Source organism: Mesobacterium pallidum, from assembly GCF_019966535.1.
Taxonomy (GTDB): Bacteria; Pseudomonadota; Alphaproteobacteria; order Rhodobacterales; family Rhodobacteraceae; genus Mesobacterium; species Mesobacterium pallidum.
This window is the reverse complement of the sequence record NZ_JAIMID010000013.1, coordinates 119,233-141,108: the sequence shown is the minus strand read 5'-3', so window position 1 is coordinate 141,108 and position 21,876 is coordinate 119,233. Positions and strand designations below refer to the sequence as shown.

Annotated in this window: 19 protein-coding genes; 8 read left to right on the top strand and 11 right to left on the bottom strand. The window is 68.5% G+C overall.

Annotation, left to right across the window (positions count from 1 at the left end; all coding sequences use genetic code 11):
• Positions 1-74: 74 nt before the first annotated feature.
• Positions 75-737, top strand: coding sequence for a helix-turn-helix domain-containing protein (locus tag MF270_RS18510; RefSeq protein ID WP_238367264.1), 663 nt, complete (start codon positions 75-77; stop codon positions 735-737).
• Here the strand turns inward: MF270_RS18510 and MF270_RS18505 are convergent.
• The 5 genes from MF270_RS18505 to MF270_RS18485 all read right to left on the bottom strand — a co-directional run bounded on the left by MF270_RS18505 (position 734) and on the right by MF270_RS18485 (position 6,396).
• Positions 734-2,614: a bifunctional sugar phosphate isomerase/epimerase/4-hydroxyphenylpyruvate dioxygenase family protein gene (locus MF270_RS18505; protein ID WP_238367263.1), complete on the bottom strand. Its 1,881-nt coding sequence runs from the start codon at positions 2,612-2,614 to the stop codon at positions 734-736. The two genes, MF270_RS18510 and MF270_RS18505, sit on opposite strands and share 4 nt — an antisense overlap.
• A gap of 4 nt (positions 2,615-2,618) precedes the next feature.
• Positions 2,619-3,932 (bottom strand): TRAP transporter large permease, encoded by a 1,314-nt coding sequence (locus tag MF270_RS18500; RefSeq protein ID WP_238367262.1) that lies wholly within the window; start codon positions 3,930-3,932, stop codon positions 2,619-2,621.
• Entirely contained in the window at positions 3,925-4,446 is a 522-nt protein-coding gene (locus tag MF270_RS18495; protein ID WP_238367261.1) for a TRAP transporter small permease, read from the bottom strand. Before MF270_RS18495 ends, MF270_RS18500 begins: the two co-directional genes overlap by 8 nt.
• 77 nt (positions 4,447-4,523) lie before the next feature.
• Positions 4,524-5,498, bottom strand: coding sequence for a TRAP transporter substrate-binding protein DctP (gene dctP / locus MF270_RS18490; protein WP_238367260.1), 975 nt, complete (start codon positions 5,496-5,498; stop codon positions 4,524-4,526).
• Positions 5,491-6,396, bottom strand: a complete 906-nt coding sequence (locus MF270_RS18485; protein WP_238367259.1) for a shikimate dehydrogenase — start codon at positions 6,394-6,396, stop codon at positions 5,491-5,493. The genes dctP and MF270_RS18485 overlap by 8 nt, the downstream gene beginning before the upstream one ends.
• A 151-nt stretch (positions 6,397-6,547) precedes the next feature.
• Here MF270_RS18485 and MF270_RS18480 point away from each other — a divergent pair, with 151 nt between their 5' ends.
• A complete protein-coding gene (locus tag MF270_RS18480; protein ID WP_238367258.1) occupies positions 6,548-7,459 on the top strand; it encodes an alpha/beta hydrolase in 912 nt (303 codons plus the stop codon).
• Positions 7,456-7,911, top strand: a complete 456-nt coding sequence (locus MF270_RS18475; protein WP_238367257.1) for a DUF3237 domain-containing protein — start codon at positions 7,456-7,458, stop codon at positions 7,909-7,911. The genes MF270_RS18480 and MF270_RS18475 overlap by 4 nt, the downstream gene beginning before the upstream one ends.
• A gap of 1 nt (position 7,912) precedes the next feature.
• On the opposite strand, the gene MF270_RS18470 is transcribed toward MF270_RS18475, so the two are convergent.
• The 6 genes from MF270_RS18470 to MF270_RS18445 all read right to left on the bottom strand — a co-directional run bounded on the left by MF270_RS18470 (position 7,913) and on the right by MF270_RS18445 (position 17,427).
• Positions 7,913-10,984 (bottom strand): AAA family ATPase, encoded by a 3,072-nt coding sequence (locus MF270_RS18470; protein WP_238367256.1) that lies wholly within the window; start codon positions 10,982-10,984, stop codon positions 7,913-7,915.
• The gene (locus tag MF270_RS18465; protein WP_238367255.1) at positions 10,981-12,114 is read right to left on the bottom strand and encodes an exonuclease SbcCD subunit D; all 1,134 of its coding nucleotides are present in this window, start codon (positions 12,112-12,114) and stop codon (positions 10,981-10,983) included. Before MF270_RS18465 ends, MF270_RS18470 begins: the two co-directional genes overlap by 4 nt.
• A gap of 97 nt (positions 12,115-12,211) precedes the next feature.
• A complete protein-coding gene (locus MF270_RS18460) occupies positions 12,212-12,766 on the bottom strand; it encodes a sarcosine oxidase subunit gamma (protein WP_238367254.1) in 555 nt (184 codons plus the stop codon).
• A gap of 12 nt (positions 12,767-12,778) precedes the next feature.
• Positions 12,779-15,769, bottom strand: a complete 2,991-nt coding sequence (locus MF270_RS18455) for a sarcosine oxidase subunit alpha (protein ID WP_238367253.1) — start codon at positions 15,767-15,769, stop codon at positions 12,779-12,781.
• Entirely contained in the window at positions 15,766-16,071 is a 306-nt protein-coding gene (locus tag MF270_RS18450; RefSeq protein WP_238367252.1) for a sarcosine oxidase subunit delta, read from the bottom strand. Before MF270_RS18450 ends, MF270_RS18455 begins: the two co-directional genes overlap by 4 nt.
• 102 nt (positions 16,072-16,173) lie before the next feature.
• Positions 16,174-17,427: a sarcosine oxidase subunit beta family protein gene (locus tag MF270_RS18445; RefSeq protein WP_238367251.1), complete on the bottom strand. Its 1,254-nt coding sequence runs from the start codon at positions 17,425-17,427 to the stop codon at positions 16,174-16,176.
• A 96-nt stretch (positions 17,428-17,523) separates the two neighbouring features.
• Here MF270_RS18445 and MF270_RS18440 point away from each other — a divergent pair, with 96 nt between their 5' ends.
• From MF270_RS18440 to MF270_RS18420, 5 genes are all read left to right on the top strand, one after another.
• On the top strand, positions 17,524-18,510 hold the full coding sequence (locus MF270_RS18440; protein ID WP_238367250.1) for a GlxA family transcriptional regulator: 987 nt from the start codon (positions 17,524-17,526) through the stop codon (positions 18,508-18,510).
• 118 nt (positions 18,511-18,628) lie between these two features.
• Positions 18,629-19,336: an ABC transporter permease gene (locus MF270_RS18435; RefSeq protein ID WP_418887888.1), complete on the top strand. Its 708-nt coding sequence runs from the start codon at positions 18,629-18,631 to the stop codon at positions 19,334-19,336.
• Positions 19,329-20,084, top strand: a complete 756-nt coding sequence (locus MF270_RS18430; RefSeq protein ID WP_238367248.1) for an ATP-binding cassette domain-containing protein — start codon at positions 19,329-19,331, stop codon at positions 20,082-20,084. Before MF270_RS18435 ends, MF270_RS18430 begins: the two co-directional genes overlap by 8 nt.
• Before the next feature lie 21 nt (positions 20,085-20,105).
• Positions 20,106-20,921 (top strand): ABC transporter substrate-binding protein, encoded by an 816-nt coding sequence (locus tag MF270_RS18425; RefSeq protein WP_238367247.1) that lies wholly within the window; start codon positions 20,106-20,108, stop codon positions 20,919-20,921.
• A 53-nt stretch (positions 20,922-20,974) separates the two neighbouring features.
• Positions 20,975-21,874, top strand: a complete 900-nt coding sequence (locus MF270_RS18420; RefSeq protein ID WP_238367246.1) for a helix-turn-helix transcriptional regulator — start codon at positions 20,975-20,977, stop codon at positions 21,872-21,874.
• Positions 21,875-21,876: the final 2 nt, after the last annotated feature.

Genomic DNA, 21,876 nt, shown 5'->3' with positions numbered 1-21,876 from the left:
CACAGGAAACAAATTTGCCAACGGGTAAAGCCGCGCTTAGACTCGTCCCACCACTTCCCGTGCAAAGAGACCCCATGCCGGATACACGCACCAAGCCAACCGATGCCGCCAAGACAAGCAAGCTGACCCAGGACCCGCACCGCCTGCGCGAGGACCGCGAGATGGTGCTCGAGGTGGCGATCGGCCGCGAGGTGCGGTCGTTCCGCAAGCAGCAGAACATCACCGTGGCCGAGCTGTCGCGCCTGACCGGTATTTCCATCGGCATGCTGTCCAAGATCGAGAACGGCAATACCTCTCCGTCGCTGACCACCCTGCAGACGCTGGCGCAGGCGCTGTCGGTGCCGCTGACCGCCTTCTTCAAGGGGTTCGAGGAAAAGCGCGAGGCGGTGCACACCAAGTCCGGCAAGGGCGTCGAGATCGAGCGCGCGGGCACCCGCGCCGGTCATCAGTACAACCTGCTGGGCCATCTGGGCGCCAATTCCAGCGGCGTGATCGTCGAGCCCTACCTGATCGAGCTGAACTCGGAATCCGACACGTTCAAGACCTTCCAGCACAGCGGGATCGAAATGATCTACATGCTCGAGGGCAAGGTCGATTACCGCCATGGCGCCGAGCTCTACCCGCTTGAACCCGGCGACACGCTGTTCTTTGACGCCGATGCGCCGCACGGGCCGGAACGGCTGGTGCAATTCCCGATCCGCTACCTGTCGATCATCAGCTACCCCAGCGAGGGCTAGGCGGTCGGCATGCCCTTGGCGCGTCTCAGGCGCTTCTGTGCGGCGATGCGGAAGGGCGCATTGGGCGCGCCGTAGCCGCGATAGCCGGAGCGTTGCACGATCTCGAAGAACAGCCCGCCGGCAAAGGCCGACGTGTAGCACTGGAAGAAATCGCCCCGATCGTCGGCATCGTAGAGCACGTTGAACCGTTTGAGCTTGTCCAGCAGGCCTGCCGGCAGGTCGAACCGCGCGGCCAGGTCGTCGTAGTAATTGCCCGGCATCGGCAACGGCTTGAACGACAGCGCCTCGAGCTGCTCCAACGTGGCAAAGATGTCATCCGTCGCCATGGCGACGTGCTGGACAGAGGCGCCGAATGTCTCCTCGAGGAAGGCCCCCGCCAGCGTCCGGTGCGTGTCGGCCCCGTTCAGCGTGACCCGCAGCGCGCCATCGCGCGTCTCGACCGCCTGGCTGCGGACCAGCCCGTCGGGGTCGATCACGTCGACCATGGGTGACTTCTTCATGTCGAAGAGGGAGGTGTAGAACAGCGTCCAGCTGAGCATCTGGTCGTAGCTCATGGTCTGCGCCATGTGGTCGATCCGGGTCAGCCCGGCGCCCGCGGGCGAGCCCTTTGCACCGAACTCGAGGTCCCAGACCGCGCTGAGGTCCGCGCTGTCATCGATGAAATGCAGCACCGATCCGGACAGGCCCCTGACCGCCGGAATGGGCAGCTCGCCCGGCCCGGCGGGCTGGCTGAAGGGTTCCGACCCCAGCGCCCGGGCCCGCGCCACGACCTCGGCCGCGTCGGGCACCTGAAGGCCGATATCGCAGACGGCGGTGCCGCGCGCGTTCCAGACATGGGCCGCGTGCCCTTCGGTCTCGCTGTTCAGCACGATGCGGATCTCGCCCTGCTGCCACAGCGTGACCTGCTTGTTGCGATGGGTGCCGACATGGGCAAAGCCAAGGCTCGCCAGAACCTTGGCGAGCGTCTCGGCCTCCGCCCCGCGGGTGGCGAATTCGACGAAACTGACGCCCTTGGCCGCGATCCGCGCAGGCATGGGATCCATGGCGACCGGCAGGTCCGGCTCGGCTCGGCGCACGTCGTCCATCAGCGCGATCAGCGAGCGGTGGCCGTCGCGGGCCAAGGTCGCGGTGTCGCCGCCCCGGAACTGGTCGTTGAAGATCTCGAGGCTGATCGGCCCGGCATAGCCCGTCGCCGTTACCGCGCGCATGAAATCGGTCACGGGCAGGTCGCCCTCGCCCGGCATGTTGCGGAAGTGGCGCGACCAGTACAGCAGGTCCATGTCCAGCGCCGGCGCATCGGCCAGCTGGACAAAGAAGATCTTGTCGCCGGGAATGCGCCGGATCGTCTCGGGGTCGATGCCGCGCGACAGGGTGTGAAAGCTGTCGAGGATCACGCCGACATTCGGGTGATCCGCCCGCCGCACGATCTCCCATGCGTCGCGGTGGTCGTTGACGTAGCGGCCCCAGGCCAGCGCCTCGAACCCCACCTTCAGGCCGCGCTTCGCCGCCCGTTCGCCCAGTTCGTGCAGGTCGGCGGCGGCGCGGTCGATGCCGCCCAGCGCGCGGGGGTGGCAGGACGAACAGATCAGGACAAGGTCCGTCCCCAGCTCCTGCATCAGGTCGAACTTGCGCTCGGCCCGGTCGAAGGCCTTGGCGCGCAGCGGCTCGGGCAGCCCTTCGAAATCGCGGAACGGCTGGAACAGCGTGATCTCGAGCCCGTGGTCGCGCACCATCTGGCCGACCTCGCGCGGGCCGGCCTCGTCGGCGATGAAGTCCTGTTCGAAGATCTCGATCCCGTCGAACCCCGCCTTGGCAATGGCGTCCAGCTTTTCGCGCAGGTTGCCCGAGATCGAAACGGTGGCGATCGAGGTTTTCATCGGCTTATCCCTGGTAGCCAAGCAGTCGGGGGAACCATAGCACGAAATCGGGCACGAAAGTGATGATCCCCAGCGCGACAAGCAGCGCGATGATGAAGGGCCAGACCTCGCGGATGATGCGCCCGACCGGCTGGTTGGTGACGTTCGAGACGATGAACAAGAGAAGGCCATAGGGCGGCGTGATGAGGCCGAGCATGGCGTTCACGACGGCGATCACGCCGAAATGGACAAGGTCGATGCCCATGGCCTGCACGGTCGGGATGAGGATCGGGATGACGATCAGGATGATCGCGCCGCCTTCCAGCACGCAGCCGAGCAGCAACAGCAGCACGTTGATCGCGATCAGGAAGCCGGTGGGCGACAGGTCGAACCCGTTCATGAAGGCGGCGAGGTCGTTGGGGACGTTCTCGCGCGTGATCACGTAGTTGAAGGTGATCGACCCGGCGATCAGGATGCCGATGGAGCCGGCCGACTTGGACCCGGCCTTGAGCGTGCCCCAGAAGCTGGCCAGCGACACCGAACGGTAAAGCACGACCGAGATGATCAGCGCATAGGCGGCGGCGACGGCGGCGGCCTCGGTCGGGGTCATGATGCCGCCGTAGATCCCGCCCAGCAGGATGACGGGCAGCATCAGCGCCGGGAAGGCTTCGCGGGTGACGCGGGGCAGTTCGCGGGCCGGGACGGCCTCGTCCACCGGGAACCCCCGGCGCACGGCGATGATGTAGTTCATGATGCCCATGGACAGGGCCATCAGCAGGCCCGGCAACATGCCGGCGGCAAAAAGATAGCCGACCGACTGGTCCGACACGAGCGCGTAAAGCACCATCGGGATCGAGGGCGGGATGATCGGGCCGACGGTGGCGGTGGCGGCGGTGATCGCGGCGGCATAGGCCGGCGTATACTTTCCGTCGCGGGTCATCAAGCCGATGATGATCTTGCCCATGCCCACCGCGTCGGCCACGGCCGAGCCGGACATGCCGGAAAAGATCACCGAGCTCACCACGTTCACATGCCCCAACCCGCCGCGGAACCGGCCCACCAGGGCCTGGCAGAAGCGCAGCAGCCGGTCGGCCAGGCTGCCCACGTTCATGATGTCGGCGGCCAAGATGAACAGCGGGATCGCCAGCAGCGTGTAGCCGTTGTAGAGGCCCTGCAGCAGCTGCTCGGTCGCGATGGACGGGTCGAAGCCGCGCGGCATGCGCATGTCCATCATGATGAGGTACAGGAACGACCCGCTCATCATGGCAAGTCCGACGCTGAGGCCCGACAGGGCCAGCGCCGCGATCAGGACCATCGACAGGGTGAAGGGATCAATCATAATCGTGGCTTTCGGCGTCGGTGACCAGGTCTTCGGGCCGGCGCGAGCCGGCGATGCCGCCCCAGGCGACAAGCAGCATCCGGATGATCACGGCGACGTGGAACGGGATGTAGATGGCAAAGACCAGGTCGAAGGGCCAGCGGAAGGCGGCCGTCCGCTCGATCCCCATGAAGGTCACGTAATCCCAGGCATGGGGCAGCGTATAGGCAAAGATCGCGGCGGTGGTCAGGCCGGCAAAGACATCCATCGCCCGCCGCCCCGCGCGGGGCACGGCGTTGTAAAGGATGTCGAGCCGGATCATGTCCGAGGTGCGGATCACGAAGGTAAAGCTGAAGAGGATCCCCCAGAGCCAGGCGATGGTCACCCATTCCACGGTCCAGAGCACCGGCAGGCCCAGCACGTAGCGAAACAGGATCTGAAGGATGAAGACCACGAACATCGACAGCAGCAGCGCCGCCGACAGGTGGTTGGCCCAGCCCGAAATCCGGTCGGTCCATGTTCGCAATTGGGTCATCTTGCCTTGCTCTTCCTCAAGGGGTCCGGGCAGGCGGGCGCACCTGCCTGCCCGGTCATGTCAGAATGTCCGACGGGTCATTGCATCGCGTTGATCTGCTCGTACAGACCTTCGGGCCAGTCGGCGTCGGCGCCTTCTTCGGCATATACCTTTTGCACGTTTGCGGCAAAGGCGGCGAGGTCGGGCGTGTAGACGATCATGCCGTTGGCGATCATGTCCGCCTCAAGCTCGTTCTCCTGGTCAAGCGTGATCTGGTCCAGCGCGGCCTCGAAGTTGACGGCACATTCCTGCACCTTGGCCTGCTGCTCTTCAGTCATCTCGTTCCACTTCGCCATCGAGATGGTGAACTGGTTGTTGGCGATCAGGTGACCGGTCTTGCCGATGTGGTTCAGGACCTCGTCGAACTTCATGCTGCGGGTGGCCGGGAAGCCGTTGTCCTGGCCGTCGATGGCGCCGGTCTGCAGGGCGGTGTAGACTTCCGAGAAGGGCACCGGCACCGTCGTCGCGCCCATCGCGCGGCCGACCAGTTGCCAGCCTTCGCCCGGGGGCATGCGCAGCTTGACGCCGTCGAGGTCGGCGGGGGTCATGATCTCGCTGTCGCCCTTGTAGCCAAGGTGACGGGCGCCGATGTAGGGGTTGGCCAGGACCTTGACCTGGGCCTTCTCCTCGATCTCGGCAAGGATGCCGTCAAGGGCGCCGCTGTTCCAGGCTGCGCGCATGTGGGCGAAGTCACGGAACAGGAACGGCGCGCCCAGCACCTTGGTCGAGGGCACCTGGTTGTAGAAGTCGAAGATGGCGAGGTTCGCCATGTCGAGGTTGCCGCGCTGCATGGCGGTCAGCTCGGTCCCCTGCTTGAACAGGGTGGCGCCGTGGTACGACTGGAAGTCGAACTGGTCGCCAAGGCATTCGCCGAATTCCTTGCGCAGCGTGGTGGTGCGGATGTCGTTTTCCTGCACGGTGTCGGAATAGATCAGCTCGACCTTGTCCTGGGCGGCGGCCATGGTGGCCGTGAGCCCGAGAATCGCGAGGGCGCTGGTGAGGGTCTTACGCATGTGGTTTCCTCCCTTGATGCGTGGTGGGGTCCAGGGCGTCGAAAGTCGCCCGCATTCGTGTCGGATCGGGCGCGAGGCCCGAGAAAAGTTCGAAGGCGCGGACGGCCTGGTAGACCGCCATGCCCGAGCCGTCGAGCGCCCGGCAGCCGCGTGCACGGGCAGCGGCCAGAAAGGCCGTCTCGAGCGGAAAATAGATGATGTCGGCCACCCAGAGACCCGCGTGCAGAAGGTCTTCGGGCAGCGGCGTGCCGGGATGCGCGGCCATGCCGATGGGCGTCGCGTTGACGATGCCGGTGGCAGCGCGGGCCGCCTCGACGCTTTCGGCCACGCCCACGCGGTCCGCGCCCAGACGGGCGGCCAGGTCGCCCGCCAGCCGCTCGGCCGAGGCGCGGTTGACGTCGAAGATCTCGATCCGCTGCACGCCGTCGTCCAGCAGCGCATTGGCCACGGCCCCGCCGGCCCCGCCAGCGCCCAGTTGCAGGACGCGGGCCTTGTCGGCCCCCGGCAGCCCCTGCCGGAAGGCGGTGGCAAAGCCCCAGTAGTCGGTGTTGTGACCGAACCGCTTGCCGTCCCGGAACACGACCGTGTTCACCGCGTTCACCGCGCGGGCGGCATCGGACAGCTCGTGCAGGTGCTGGGCCACGACCTGCTTGAAAGGATGGGTGACGTTGACGCCGGCATAGCCCTCGGCCTCGACCCGGTCCAGCAGCGCGGCAAGGTCGGCGCCCGGTTCGTGCTCGAGGTCGAAAAGGTCGTACTGGTAGTCGAGCCCCAGAGCCCGCCCCTCTGCCATGTGCATGCCCGGGGTACGCGACAGGCCGATGCCGTGGCCGATCAGGCCGACGCGCACGGCGCGCGCGCCATCGTGGCGCAAAGTTGCGGATTCGATTTGCGTCATGTCGTCCTCCCTGCCCACAGCATTGTTCGACCGGGTACAATATGTCAAGCCGGATTTTGTACTGGACAGTTAAAAGATGCCCTGACTATGGTCCCGGCCAAGTATCCGCGCCCCTGCCCCGGCCGGGCCGCACACCCCAGGGAGGTAATTCATGAACCCGGAACTGAATGCGTTTCTCGCCCGTTGGGACCAGGAATGGTCGACCCTCAAGGACGGCGCGACCCCGGCCGACCGCCGCGAGCATTTCGAGAAGGTGGCGCAGAACATGCGCCTGCCGACCCCCGATGACGTCGATTGCGAGACCGAGCACTGGATCGACAGCCCGTCCGGCCCCGTTCGCGTCCGCATGTTCCGCCACACCTCGGGCGGCGTGCAGCCGGCGCTGATCTACATGCATGGCGGCGGCTGGATGCAGGGCAGCCCGGAAACACATTGGGACATCACCGCGCGCATCGCCTCGTGGAACAAGCAGACCGTCATCAGCGTCGACTACGCGCTGGCGCCGGAACGCCCCTTCCCCGAAGGCTTCAATCAGGTGGTGGCCGTGGCCCGCTGGGCCCATGCCACGGCGGGGGATCTCGGGATCGACCCGGCGCGCATCGCCATCGGCGGGGACAGCGCGGGCGGCAACCTGGCCGCCGCCGCCACGCTGGCGCTGCGCGGCGAGATTCCGTTTCTTGCCCAGGTGCTGGTCTACCCGGCCTGCGACGGCGACCGCACGCGGCCGTCCTACCTGGAAAACCCCGACGGCCCCATCGTCAAGCCCGATGGCAAGGTCGAGGCGCTCTATGCCAAGGACCACCAGGACAACCCCTTCGTCTGGCCCTTGCTGGCCGAGAGCCATGCCGGCCTGCCCCCCGCCTTCGTCGCCGTGGGCGAGTTCGACCCGCTGCGCGACAGCGGCGTCGCCTATGCCGAGGCGCTCGAGGCGGCGGGCGTGCCGGTGACGCTCGACCGGGGGCCGGGGCTGATCCACGGCTACCTGCGGGCGATGGACTTCTGTGCCGACAGCATGGCCAAGCTGCGCCTGATGGCCGCCTGGCTGGCCGAGCGCAACGGATGACCCCGACGCTCGAGCCGGTCTTCACCATCGAGGCCGAGATCGGCGCGGCCCGGTCTGCCGGCGCCTCGCCCATGGGCGAGCGGCTGCATATCCCGATCACCGGCGGGCAGGTCTTTGGACCGCGCCTGTCGGGCCGCGTCCTGCCCGGCGGGTCCGACTGGCCACTGATCGCGCCCGATGGCACCAGCCGGATCGAGGCGCGCTACACGATCGAAACGGACGACGGCACGCCGATCTACGTGACCAACATCGGGATGCGCGTCTCGCCCCCCGAGGTCACGGCCCGCCTGCGCGCGGGCGAGGCCGTCGCGCCCACCGAGTATTACATGCGCGGCGCCCCGGTCTTCGACGCGCCCGCAGGGCCGCATCGCTGGCTGGCCGAGTCGCTCTTTGTTTGCACCATCACCCCCGGCGGCGGCATGGTGCGGATAGAGGTCTTCCGCGTCACCTGAGTTACGCCAGCCCGCGCGTTTCGACCGTGCTGCCACCCGGCTGCTTGCGCACGTAAAACCCGTTCGGGATCGCCTCCTGCACCAGCGGCACATGCGAGATCAGCCCGACCGCGCGGTTGTCGCTGACCAGCGCGTTCAGCACCTGCAACACCTGGTCGAGCGTGCCCGAGCCGTTTTCCGTATCGAGGCTGCCGAAGCCCTCGTCGATGAAGATCGTGTCGAGCCGCACCTTGCCGCTGGCGCTTTCGACCACGTCCGCAAGCCCCAGCGCGAGGGCCAGTGCGGCGATGAAGGTCTCGCCCCCCGAAAGTGTCGCCGTGGGCCGCGCCTTGCCGGTGTGCAGGTCGAACACCTGGATGCCGAGGCCGCGCTTGCCCCGGCCGCCTTCGAGGTCCCGCTCCAGCCGGTAGCGGCCCGCGGTCATGGGGCCAAGCCGCAGGTTCGCGGCGTCCAGCACCTGGTCGAACATGGCGCCGATGGCGTAGGTCTCAAGCTCGAGCTTCTGCGCATTGTCGCCATTCGTCAGCGCTGCAAGGTGCCGCAGCGGGCCCGAGGCCGCCTCGGCCGCGTCCAGCCTGGCAAGCGTTTCGGCCAGCTCGTCGCGGAGCCGTCGCAGCTGGTTGCGCGCGTGATCCGCGCCGCTCCGCGCCTCGGTCGCGGCGGCCAGACCCTGTGCCGCCGTATGGCGTGCGGCCTCCAGCGCGGCGAGGTCCGGCGGGGCGAGATCGCGGATCGCCTCGGCCGTGCTCCGGGCGTTGTCCTCTGCGATGGCCAGGCGGCGGCCGAACTCAGCGACCCGCGCGCGGTCGGCCTCGAGCGTGGCGATGGCGGGCTTGAGGCGGGCGTAGTCGGCCTCGGTCACGCCCGCTTCCGCCAGACGGCTGCGGAAGGCCTCGGCGGCCCTGGCCTTGCGCGCCTCTGCCTGGGCCAGCGCGGTTTCGGCGGCCTCCGATTTCTCGGCCGCCGACAGCGCGGCCTCGCGACTGGTGCGGGCGGCGTCCTGCGCCGCCTGCATGGCCGTGCGGCGCGCGTCATATTGCGACTGCGTATCCTGCCGCGCCCGGGCCAGGGCCTCCGCGTCGCGCAGGTCTTTGGGCACGTCCGACAGCATCTGCGCGAGGCGCGCGGCCTCGGCCGCCCGCGTGGTCTGCAAGGCCGACAGCTCGGCCTGCGCGCTGTCCCGACTGGCGGTGAGCGCGTCGACCTCCTGCTTCAAGGTCTCGCAGGTCGCCTCCAACCCTGCGATATCCGAGGCCGGTCCAAGCGCCGCGAGCTGGCGGTCGATCGTCGCCATCCGCCCGCGCAGGTCATCCAGGCCCTCGTCAGGCGCGGGCAAGGCATCGCGCGCCCGGGCCCGTTCCTCGTGCCGGCTTTCGGCGGCCGAGAGCGCGCGTTCCGCCGCATGGTAATCGGCCTCGGCCTGTTCCCGCGTCTGCCGGGCCTTGCGGAACGCCTCGTCCAAACCCGCATGTTCCGCCGTCCCGGTGGCCGGTTCCGGGTGGTCCACACTGCCACAGACCGGACAGGGCGCGCCGGGCGCGAGCCGCGCGGCGACATGAAGCGCCTGGACGCGGGCCAGCGCGGCCTCGGCGGTGTCGAAGGCGTGACGCGCGGTCTCGGCCTGCGCCCTGGCGGTGTCGCGGGCCCCGGTTTGCGTCAAGAGGTCGGCCGCGGCCTTGGCCAGAGCTGTTTCGGCCGCGGCACGCGCCTCGGCCTCGCTGAGACGCTGGCCGAGCGCCTGTCGCCCGGCCTCCAGCGCGCGGCGCTCCGTGTCGGCCTCGCGGGCCTGGCGCAGCCAGGTTTCGGACTCACGCAGGCTGTCCTGCCGGGCGACGCGTTGACGGGCGGCGATGTCGGACGCGCGCCCCGCCTTAGCCACGCCCTCCGTCGCCCGCCCGAGCGCTGTGCGGACATGGGCGGATTTCTCGAGGACCTCGGCGTGACGGCCAAGGGTTTCGACTGTGCGACGCAGGGCCTCGGTTTCGTCCGTCCGGGCGTCTTCGCGGGCGAGGGCCTGCTGCGCCTGCGCGGCGGTGGCGGCCGAGGTGACGGCAGCCCCCCGCGCGAGGTCGCGCGCGGCCCGCGCCTCACGCGCCTCCGCGTCGGCCCCGTGCACGGCCGCCTCGGCATCCACCAGCCGGCCGGCCTTTTCCGCGCGCGCCACCCGGGTCGCGAGGGCGTCGATCCCGGCCTTGCCGGCCGTCAACTCCGCCAGCGCCGCGCGGGCGGTTTCGGCGGCCCTGAACCGGTCAGACAGCGCCTGCCCGGCCTGCACGGCCGCCTGCGCGGCCTCAAGGCTGGCGCGGGCGGTGGCCTCCAGCGCAGTACGTTCGGCACAAAGTGTGTCGGCCGCCACGATGCCTTCGGCCAGCGCGTCGGTGCTCTCGAACCCTTCGGCCGCGAGGCGCCCGGCGCAGACCTCGCGGGCGGCACGCACCTCGCGCTCGGCCTCGGCCGCGTCGGCCTTCAGCCGGGCGGCGAAGTCGCGGTAGAGCGAAACGTCGAAGAGATCGCGCAGGATCGCCAGCCGGTCGCGGGTCTTGGCGGTCAGGAAGGTTTCGAACCGGCCCTGCGGCAGCAGCACGATCTGGCGGAACTGCTCCGGGCCGTAGCCGAGCATGTCAGAGACGGCGGCATCGACGATCCCGACCTTCTTTTCCGCGACGATCTTGCCGCGGGCGTCGTCGGTGATCTCGTCCGGCGCAAGGCCCGTGGCGTCGAAGAGGAACGCCTCGTGCGCCTGTTTCGTCTCGCCCTCGCCGCGCGCCTTGGGGCGCATCTGTTCGGGCCGGCGCAGCACGACATAGCGGCGCGGACCGACGTCGAAGACGAATTCGACCTCGGTCATCTGCGCCGGGTCGGCGTGGTCGGAGCGGAGCGAGGGCGATTCCTGCTCTCCCTTGGCGGGTTGGCCGAAAAGCGCGAAGGTCATGGCCGAGAAGAGCGTGGACTTCCCCGAACCGGTCTGGCCGTAGATGCCGAAGAGGCCGGCAGCCACCGGCTCGCGGAAATCGACGACCTGGCGACCGGCATAGGGGCCGAAGGCCGAAAGGGTCAGGCGGACGGGTCTCATGCGGCATCCTCCGGCGTGCCCAGCGCCTCGGTGGCGACGGCGCGCTCGGCCTCCGTCAGCCCTTCGTCACGGACATGGGTCAGGAAGTCGTCCAGCACTTCGAGGGGGCTGGCGAAACGCGCCGACGGTGCTGCGACCGGCTTGAGCGCCCCGGCCCGGTCGCGGGATTCGTAGCTGAGCTCGCAGGCGTTGGGAAAGACGGCGCGCAGGCGTTTCATGCCGTCGATCACGGGCACCTCGTCGGTCAGCACCGCCTTGACGAAATCGTCGGTGGGCGGGGCCAGCAGCAGCTCGGCATGTTTGCCGCGCAAGACCTGGATGCCACGCGGCGGGGCGAAGGGGACGGTGTCGATGGTCACGGACCCGCCGGCGGCAAGGTCCACCAGCGACATGGATTTTTCCGACCCCGCCTCGTCGAAGCCGAAGGCCAGCGGCGATCCGGAATAACGGATGTGCGGCGCGCCGACCGCCTGGGGCCGGTGCAAATGGCCAAGCGCCACGTAGGCCGCGCCGTCGAACACCTCTGCCCCGACCGTCTCGACGCCGCCCACCCGCACCAGCGAGCGTTCGCCGTCGCTGGGCCGCGCGCCGGTGACGAAGGCATGGGCGGTGATGACCCAGCGCGCGCCCGTCGGCAACGCGGCGCGGGCGGCGGCGACCTCGGCCGCCAGCACGTCGGCGGGGGTCGACAGCGTCTCGTCCCCGAAGACCTCGCGCGCGGCGAATTCGTAGGCGAAGGGCAGCGCGGAGAAGGCAACCGGGCCGTGGGCGTCATGCAGCACCAGCGGCGGGTCATGCGGGCGAGGCACGCCGCGGATCAGGGCGCGGCGCGCGTCGGTGAGGATCGACATCGCTTCGATCCGGTCGCCGGAATCGTGGTTGCCCGAGATCATGACGACCACGGCGCGGGTTTCCGTGGCGATGCGGGTGAGGAAGGCGTTGAACATGCGCACGGCCGTGGCCGGCGGCGCGGCGCGGTCGTAGATGTCGCCGGCGACGACCAGCGCGTCCACGTCATGGTCCTTCACCGCCTCGACCACCTGCGCAAGGATCGCGGCGTGGTCGTCCTCGAGCGAGAGCCCGTTGAACTGGCGCCCGAGGTGCAGATCGGCGGTGTGGAGGAATTTCATGACGCGGCCTGTACGCTTTTTGTTCCCATAGCATCCATGGGTCCGCGCGGGGCGTCAAGGGATCCGCGCGCCCGTGTCGGGGCGCGCGGGGCATGGATCAGGCGTGTTCGGCCGCCAGCTCGGCGCAGCCGGTCTTCAAGAGGTCGAAGACATGCCCCGAGAAGCTGTTCCAGACATCCATGCGGAAGGCAGTGTCGCCGTCGCGCCACAGGATCACGGTCTGGCCGTCAAAGAAGGTGCGGCGCCCCTCGCCCACCGGGATACCGTCGATGTCGCGGGCACAGCCGATGGTCAAGAGCTCGGCCGCATGGGCGCCCTTGATGGTCAGCGTGACCTCGCGCGCCGAGACATCGACGAGGCTGTGGGGCAGCGTGGCATAAGCATCGGCGCAAGCCGAGGCGATGGCAGCGGTATCATCCGAAGGCGCGTGGATCATCCATTCGTCAGGGCCGAGGCAGATCACCTGCCGCTCGCCCGCCGGGACCACCTGGCCGATGCGGGTGGGCAGCGTGAGCCCGAGCGCCGCGTTCAGCGGGGCCAGGTCACCCCGCGCGCGCAGCGACAGGCGGGCGCAGGGCGCGGCAAGGGCGATCTCGGCGGCGGTGGATGCCGCCAGCACGCCGGGGGCCTTCTGGGAAATCGGTGCGGACATGGCGCTCTCTCCTCAGATCTTCAGGCGGGTGTTGTCGGGATCGACGAACACCATCGGGGTGATCTTGGCAGCGATGGTCCGGTCGGGCATCGGGATGTAGACGGTCTCTCCCATCTTGTCCTGCCCGCCGGCGACCAGCGCCAGGGCGATCGGCTGACCCACCGCGTCGGATGTGTACGACGAGGTGACATGGCCGACCATGGTCATCGGCAACGGCTGGTTCGGGTCGAATACGATCTGCGCGCCCTCTTCCAGCTTGCTCTTGTCCTCGGTCAAGAGGCCAACGAGGTGCTTGCGGCCCTTGGTCACCAGGTCGGGCCGCGCAAGGCCACGCTTGCCGACAAAGTCGGGCTTCTTGCGACCCACGGCCCAGCCCAAGCCGCAATCGTCCGGCGTGACGGTGCCGTCGGTGTCCTGGCCGACGATGATGTAGCCCTTTTCGGCGCGCAACACGTGCATCGTTTCCGTCCCGTAGGCGGTGATGCCGTATTGCTGGCCGGCCTCCCACAGGGTCTCCCACAGCTTGCGGCCCATGGGGGCGGGCACGTTGACCTCGAACCCGATCTCGCCGGTGAAGCTGACGCGCCAGAGGCGGGCGGGCATGCCTGCCACCTCGAGCTCGGTGCACGACATGTGCGGGAAGGTCTCTTCGGTCAGTTCCAGGTCCTTGACGAAGGGCTGGAGAAGCTTGGCGGCGTTGGGGCCGTTCAGCGCGATGGTCGACCATTGCTCGGAGGTGGAGGTCAGCCAGACATTGAGGTCGGGCCACTCGGTCTGGAGGTAATCCTCCATCATGTTCAGCACCCGCGCCGCACCGCCGGTGGTGGTGGTGACGTGGAACCTATCCTCGGCCACGCGGGCGATCACGCCGTCGTCGCGGATGAAGCCGTCATCGCCCAGCAGCAGACCGTAGCGGCAGCGGCCGACGGCGAGCTTGGTCCAGGGATTCGTATACACGCGGTTCATGAACTCGACCGCGTCGGGGCCGACCACCTCGATCTTGCCCAGGGTCGAGGCGTCGAAGATGCCGACCGACTTGCGCGTCGCCACGCATTCGCGGCGCACGGCGGCCTCCATGTCCTCGCCCGCTTTCGGGAAGTACCAGGCGCGGCGCCACTGGCCGACGGGTTCGAACACGGCGCCGTTTTCCTCGGCCCAGGCGTCGATCTGCGTCTTCCGCGTCACCTCGAAATGGTCGCCCCGGTGGTAGCCGCAAAAGGCCCCGAAGGACGTCGGCGTATAGGGCGGGCGGAAGGTGGTCAGGCCCACCTGTGGCTGCTTCTTGCCCAGCGCATCCGCGGCGATGTTCAGGCCGTTGATGTTGGACATCTTGCCCTGGTCGGTCGCCATGCCGTTGGTGGTGTAGCGCTTGACGTGTTCGATGGACCGCATGCCTTCGCGCACGGCCAGCCGCAGGTCCTTGGCGGTCACGTCGTTCTGGTAGTCGACGAATGCCTTGGCCCGGCCGGGGTTCAGGTCGGTCGGCAGTTCGCGATGGGTGACGCCGGTGCCGGGACGGTCGTTCTCGACCGCGTAGGTGGCATCGGCGCCGGTCTTGCCCAGCGCGGCCACGCTCTCGCGGCCCTTCTCGGCGCCGTCGTTCAGCGCGGCCTCGACGCCCCAGAGCCCGCGCGAGGCGCCGGCGATCAGGCAGTCTTCGGGCGTCACATCGGGCAGGAAGGTGGTCTTGTCGTCGTCCCAGGCCAGCTTGCCTTGCGTGTGCGAAAAGAGGTGCAGGGAGGGCGTCCAGCCGCCCGACGTCAGCACCGCGTCGCAGGCGATGTTCTGGCCGCCTTCCACATGGCCGCTGCGGATCGTATTGACGCGCAGGGCGTTCACGCGCAGGCGGCCCGAGGTGCCGGAGGCGGTGTGCGACAGCTTGACCGGGATGCCGCGCGACTGCGCGCCGTCCAGCAGCGCCTGCGGGACGGACTCGCGGGTGTCGACGATGGCCTGCACTTTGGCGCCGGCGTCCGACAGGTCGAACGCGGCATACCAGGCGCTGTCATGGCAGGTCAGCACGATGGGCTTGCGACCCACCAGCACGCCGTAGCGGTTGAGGAAGGTCTGCGCCGAGCCTGCCAGCATCACGCCGGGGCGGTCGTTGCCGTGGAACACCAGCGGCTTTTCCAGCGCGCCCTGCGCCAACACGACCCGCTTGGCGCGGACGCGCCACATGCGCTCGCGCGGGGTGTCCTTGGGCAGGGTCGGCAGGTGGTCGGTCAATTTCTCGACCATGCCGATCATGTTCTGGTGGTAATAGCCGATGGCCGTGGTGCGGGTCATGATCCGGACCCCGGCGTCTTTCAGCGCGGCCAGTTCCGACGCCAGCCAGTCCCAGGCCGGCTTGCCGCCGATCTGCGCCTGCGGCTCGGACAGCAGGGTGCCGCCCGCTTCGGCGTTCTCGTCCACCAGCACGACCTTCAGCCCGTCCACGGCGGCGGCCTTGGCGGCGGCGATCCCGGTGGGGCCCGCACCGACGATCAGCACGTCGCAATGCAGGTAGCGCGAGGCATAGTGGTCCGGGTCTTCCTCGGTCGGGCTCACACCCAGGCCGGCGGCGGCGCGGATGAAGGGCTCGTAGACCTTGTGCCAGAAATTCTTGGGCCACATGAAGGTCTTGTAGTAGAAACCGGCCGAGAACAGCATGTAGGCGGCGTCGTTCACCGCGCCCACGTCGAATTTCAGCGACGGGTACTTGTTCTGCGAATTGGTCTGCAGACCGTCCCAGATCTCCTGCACGGTGGCGCGGGTGTTCGGCTCGAACCGGCCCGGTCCGCGACGGGTGCCGATCAGGGCGTTGGGCTCTTCGGACCCCGCCGCCACGGCACCTCGCGGGCGGTGGTACTTGAACGACCGGCCCATGAGGTGGACGCCATTGGCCAAGAGGGCCGAGGCGACGGTGTCGCCCTTCAGGCCCGAAAAGGTCTTGCCGTCAAAGGAAAAGCTGACCGGGCGCGCGGCATCGACGCGGCCCTTGCCGGAAACGCGGTACTCGCTCATTTCTGGCCCTCCGGGAGCAGGGTGGAGAGGTCGGGACGCGGCGCGCCCGCCTTGTAGGTCGTCAGGAACTTGTCGCTGACGGTGTCGCGCACCGCGTTGAAGAACCGGCCGCAGCCGTGGAAATGCCGCCAGCGTTCATAATGCGGCCCCTTGGGGTTGGCGCGGATGAACAGGAACTCTTCCCACTGGTCGTCGGTCTGGCCGCTGGGGTTCTCGGGGCGGATGATATGCGCTTGGCCCGCATAGGTGAACTCGGCCTCGGGCAGGGTTTCTTCGCAATAGGGGCAATGGATCAGAAGCATCTCGGGTCCTCTGGCGCGCGGGGCGCGGATATGTCGTCAATCGGGGGCTCGCCTGTGGCACACCCGTTTCGTCTTTGGGTAGGGTGGGGTTTCACCCCACCTTTAGTGGGCAACCGCGGCGGCCGCCGCTTCGTCGATCAGCCGGCCGGTCTTGAACCGCTCGAGCGTGAAGGGTGCGTTGATCGGGTGCGGTTCGTTCTTGGCGATGGTCCAGGCAAAGGTATGCGCGGCGCCCGGCGTGGCCTTGAAGCCGCCCGTGCCCCAGCCGCAGTTCACATAAAGCCCTTCGACCGGGGTCTTGCCCAGGATGGCCGAGCGGTCCGGCGTCACGTCCACGATGCCGCCCCATTTGCGCAGCATCCGCATGCGGTTGAAGATCGGGAAGACCTCGGTGATCGCGGCCACGGTGTGCTCGATCAGCGGCAGGCCCCCGCGCTGGGAATAGCTGGTGTACTGGTCGGTGCCCGAGCCGATCACCAGCTCGCCCTTGTCGGACTGGCTGATGTAGGCGTGCACTGCGTTCGACATCACCACGCAGGGGAAGATCGGCTTGACCGGCTCGCTCACCAGCGCCTGCAGCGGGTAGCTTTCCAGCGGCAGGCGCACATCGGCGGTCTGCATCACGACCGAGGTGTGGCCGGCAGCGGACACGGCGACCTTCTTGGCGCCGATGAAGCCCTTGGCCGTCTCGACCCCCGCGACAGACCCGTCCGCGTTGCGGCGGATCGCCGTCACCGGGCAGTTCTGGATGATGTCCACGCCGCGCATCGCCGCGCCGCGGGCATAGCCCCAGGCCACCGCATCGTGACGCGCGGTGCCGGCCCGTTCCTGCAACGCCCCGCCCATGACGGGATACCGCGCGTTCTGGCTGATGTTCAGCGGCGGGCAGTATTCCTTGCATTCTTCGGTGGTCAGCCAGCGGTTGTCGACGCCGTTCAGACGGTTGGCGTGGATGTGCCGCTTGAAACTTTGGACGTCATGCACGTTATGCGCCAGCATCAGCACGCCCCGGCGCGAATACATGACGTTGTAGTTCAGCTCCTGGCTGAGGCCTTCCCACAGGTCCACCGCGTGATCGTAAAGCCTGGCGCTTTCGTCATAAAGGTAGTTCGAGCGGATGATCGTGGTGTTCCGGCCGGTGTTGCCGCCGCCCAGCCAGCCCTTGTCGATCACGGCCACGTTGGTGATGCCGTGCTGCGTGGCCAGGTAATAGGCCGCGCCCAGGCCGTGCCCGCCCGCGCCGACGATGATGACGTCGTATTCTTTCTTGGGCTGGCTGTCGGGCCATTGCTCGGTCCAGTTCTTGTGACCGGTCAGGGCGTTCTTGAGCAGCGAAAAAGCGTTGAAGCGAGTCATGGGCGAACCCTCGGCTTGGGGGTGATGGGCCGCTGGTAGACGCTTTGCGTAGGGCGCGTCTGGACAATTGCGTCACGCTGGCGGAATATTTTCGCCATGCCCCGGAATCCTGCGTCACATCTTCCTGAACAGCGCCTGCGCGTCGCCTTCCTGCTGGCCGACCGGTTCACTCTGACGGCGTTTGCCAGTTTCGTGGACGTGCTGCGGCTGGCCGCCGATGACGACGACCGCTCGCGGCCGATTCTCTGCGACTGGACGGTGCTGGGCGAAACGCTGGACGGGGTGACGTCCAGCTGCGGGGTCAAGGTCGAGCCGAACACAAGGTTCCGCAACGCGCCCGCCGCGGATTACGTGGTCGTGGTCGGCGGCCTCATCGGGGACGAAAGCGCCCTGCGGCCCGAGGCGCTGCGCTTTCTGCGCGACCGGGCAGAGGCGGGCGTGCCGATCATCGGGCTTTGCACCGGCGTCTTCATCCTGCAGGAGGCGGGGCTGCTCAACGGCTACCGCTGCTGTGTCAGCTGGTTCCACCACCAGGATTTCCTCGACCGGTTCGACCGGCAGACGCCGGTGTCGGACCAGCTGTTCGTCGTGGACCGCGACCGCCTGACCTGTTCGGGCGGGCATGGCGCGGCGCATCTGGCGGCCTTCCTGATCGACCGGCACATCGGCACGGCGGCTGCGCAGAAAAGCCTCAACATCCTGATGGTTGACGGCCCGCTGAGCGGAGAGCGCCCCCAGCCCGGCCAGCAGGCCCGCCACGCGCCGCGCGACGCGCTGGTCAAGCGGGCGCTACTGAAGATGCAGCAGAACATCGGCGTGCCCCGCACCGTGGCCGAGATCGCCGAGGCGGTGGGCGTCGGCCGCCGCAGCCTGGAACGCCGCTTCCTGGCCGACCTGGGCGCAACGCCGGCACAGGTCTACCTCGACCTGCGGCTCGACCGGGCGCTGCAGAAACTCCGCGCGACATCCGAGCCGGTGGCCGAGGTCGCGCTGGCTACCGGGTTCTGCGACGGCTCGCACCTGACGCGGGTGCTGCGCAAGGAACGCGGGTTGCGCCCGACCGAGGTCCGCGCCGAGGCGTGAGTGCCGTTCATCGATGTGAACGCGAAGGGGCCATTTGGCCCCCGGACCCGTCTTGCGCTTTGCGCGCAAACCTGCATAACTGCGGGGAGTTCGGAAAAAATGCGCGAGTCGGGAAATTTTGCAGGATATGGGGGAGGCACTGGGACTGGCCATCGGGCTGGTCCTGTCGGGCGACGCGGACCTGGCCGAGATCGTCGGCCTGTCGCTGCGCGTCAGCCTGACCGCCACCGGCCTTGCCTGCTTGATCGGCCTGCCCATCGGTGCTCTCGTCGCCATCGGCCGTTTTCCCGGCCGCAGCGCGGTGCTGGTGCTGATGAACGCGCTGATGGGCCTGCCGCCGGTCGTGGTCGGCCTGCTGGTCTACCTGCAACTCTCGCGCTCCGGGCCCTTGGGCTTCCTCGGCCTGCTCTATACGCCGACCGCGATGATCGTCGCCCAGACCATCCTGATCGCCCCCATCGTCGCCGCCCTGTCGCGCCAGGTGCTCGAGGACCTGCATGTCGAATATGCCGAGCAGTTCCGCTCGCTCTGCCTGACGACCACCCAGACCGTGCAGGCGCTGATCTGGGACGCGCGCTATTCGCTGCTGACCGTGGGGCTGGCGGGGTTCGGCCGCGCGGTGGCCGAGGTCGGCGCGGTCATCATCGTCGGCGGCAATATCGACCACCTGACGCGGGTCATGACCACGGCCATCGCGCTGGAAACCTCGAAGGGAGAGCTGGCGCTCGCCCTTGCCCTCGGCATGATCCTGCTGGTCATCGCGCTGGTGGTGAACGGCGCGGTGCAGACAATCCGCATGTCGGCGGTGAGGCAGGCCCATGTCTGACGCCGCCCTCATCACCCCGCTGCGCGCGGCCCACGCCCCCGGCCCCACGCCACTGCTGCCGCTGGCCGTCCGCGACCTGACGCTGCGGTTCGGGGACACCACCGTGCTGGACAGCGTCAGCTTTGACCTGTCGCCGGGCGGCTGCACCATGATCATGGGGCCGAACGGGGCCGGGAAAAGCCTGCTGCTCAAGCTCTTGCACGGGCTGATGGCGCCCACGTCCGGCCGGATCGACTGGGGCGGGCACAGCGCCCATGCCGCCACGCCGCGGCAGGCGCTGGTGTTCCAGAAACCCGTGCTGCTGCGCCGCTCGGTCGCGGCCAATATCGACTTTGTCCTCAAGGCCCGGCGCAAGGACCGCGCCCGCCGCGATGCGCTGCTGGAACACGTCGGCCTTGCGCATAAGACCCGCCAGCCCGCCCGGCTGCTCTCGGGCGGAGAGGCGCAGCGGCTGGCGCTTGCCCGCGCGCTGGCCACCGACCCCGAGGTGCTGCTGCTGGACGAGCCGACCGCCAGCCTCGACCCCGCCTCGATCCTCGCGATCGAGACCATCGTGGCCGAGGCACGCGCCCGGGGCACGCGCATCATCTGCGTCACCCACGACCTGGGCCAGGCGCGGCGCATGGCGGACGAGGTCGTGTTCCTTCATCGCGGCCGCGTCGCCGAACAGGCCCGCGCGGTCGATTTCTTTCCGCAGCCGCGCAGCGCCGCCGCGCGGAACTACCTGGACGGCCGAATCGTCGTCTGAAGACTCAAAGGGAGCCCCCATATGTTCGCCAAACCCCTCGCCGCCGCGGCGGCGGCCCTTCTGCTGACCGGCGCGGCCTTCGCGCAGGACTCGATCATCGTGCAATCCACGACCTCGACCGCCAATTCGGGGCTTTACGATTACCTGCTGCCGATCTTCCAGGACAAGACCGGCATCACCGTGAACGTGGTGGCCGTGGGCACCGGCCAGGCGATCAAGAACGCGGAAAACTGCGACGGCGACGTGCTGCTCGTCCATGCCAGGCCGGCCGAGGAGAAATTCGTGGCCGCCGGTTACGGCACGGTGCGCATCGACCTGATGTACAACGATTTCGTCATCGTCGGGCCAGAGGCCGACCCGGCCGGGGTCGGCGGGATGGAGGACGTGCAGGCCGCGCTGCAAAAGATCGCCGGGACTGGCGCGCTCTTTGCCTCGCGTGGGGATGACAGCGGCACCCACAAGAAGGAACGCGCGCTCTGGTCCGACGCCGGGATCGACCCGACCACGGCCAGCGGCGACTGGTACCGCGAGACCGGCTCGGGCATGGGCGCGACGCTGAACACCGGCATCGGCATGGGCGCCTATGTCTTGACCGACCGCGCGACCTGGATCAGCTTTGCCAACAAGCAGGATTACACCGTGCAGGTGCAGGGTGACGCAGACATGTTCAACCAGTACGGCGTGATTCCTGTCAGCCCCGACAAGTGCCCGTCGGTCAAGGTCGAGGCCGCGCAGACCTTTGCCGACTGGCTGGTCTCGGCCGAGGGGCAGGCGGCCATCGCCGGCTACAAGGTGGCGGACCAGCAGTTGTTCTTCCCCAACGCGCCGCAAAACTGATAGATGTGCCGGGGCGCGACCGCGCGTCCCGGCATCCACCAGAACGGCCCCGCATGACTGACCTTGCCTTTCCCGACCACGAATACCTCACGGTCAAGGAACTGGCCGAGCTTCTGCGGCTCAAGGAACGCAAGGTCTATGACCTCGCCGCCTCGGGGGCGGTGCCGTGCTCCAAGGCGACGGGCAAGCTGCTGTTTCCGGCGGCCGAGATCCGCGACTGGATCGAACAATCCCGCACCGGTGCCCTGCCCGGCGCCCCCCGCCCCACTGCATCGCGCCCGCCCATCGTGCTGGGCAGCCACGATCCGCTGCTGGACTGGGCGATCCGGCAATCGCGCTGTGGCCTCGCCAGCTATTACGACGGATCGCTCGACGGGCTCGACCGGTTCCTGCGCGGCGAGGGCGTGGCGGCCGGGATGCATATTCACGACGCAGCGACCGATGGCTGGAACGTGCCCGCCGTCAGCCGTGCGGCCTCGGGGCAGGATGCGGCGCTGGTGGCGTTCGCCACGCGCCGGCGTGGGCTGGTCTTCCGGCCCGGCGACGCGGCGCCCGCGCAGCTGGCCGACCTGTCGGGCCGCCGGGTGGTGCCACGGCAGCCGGAATCGGGCACCGACACGCTGTTCCGCGAACTCGCGGCCAAGGACGGGCTGGACCTCGGCGCGCTTGACCTCGCCCCCGTGGCCCGGACCGAGGACGAGGCGGTCGAGGCGGTGCGCCGGGGCGATGCCGAGGTGGCCTTTGGCCTCGAAGCCGTCGCGCGGGGCTACGGGCTGTCCTTCGTGCCGATCGTCGAAGAGCACTTCGCCCTGCTGGTCGACCGCAAGGCCTGGTTCGACGCGCCGATGCAGGCGCTCATGGCCTTCTGCCGGTCCGACACCTTTGCCGCCCGCGCCGCCAGCACCGGCGGCTATGACACCTCGGCCCTGGGTCAGGTCGCCTGGAACGCCTGACG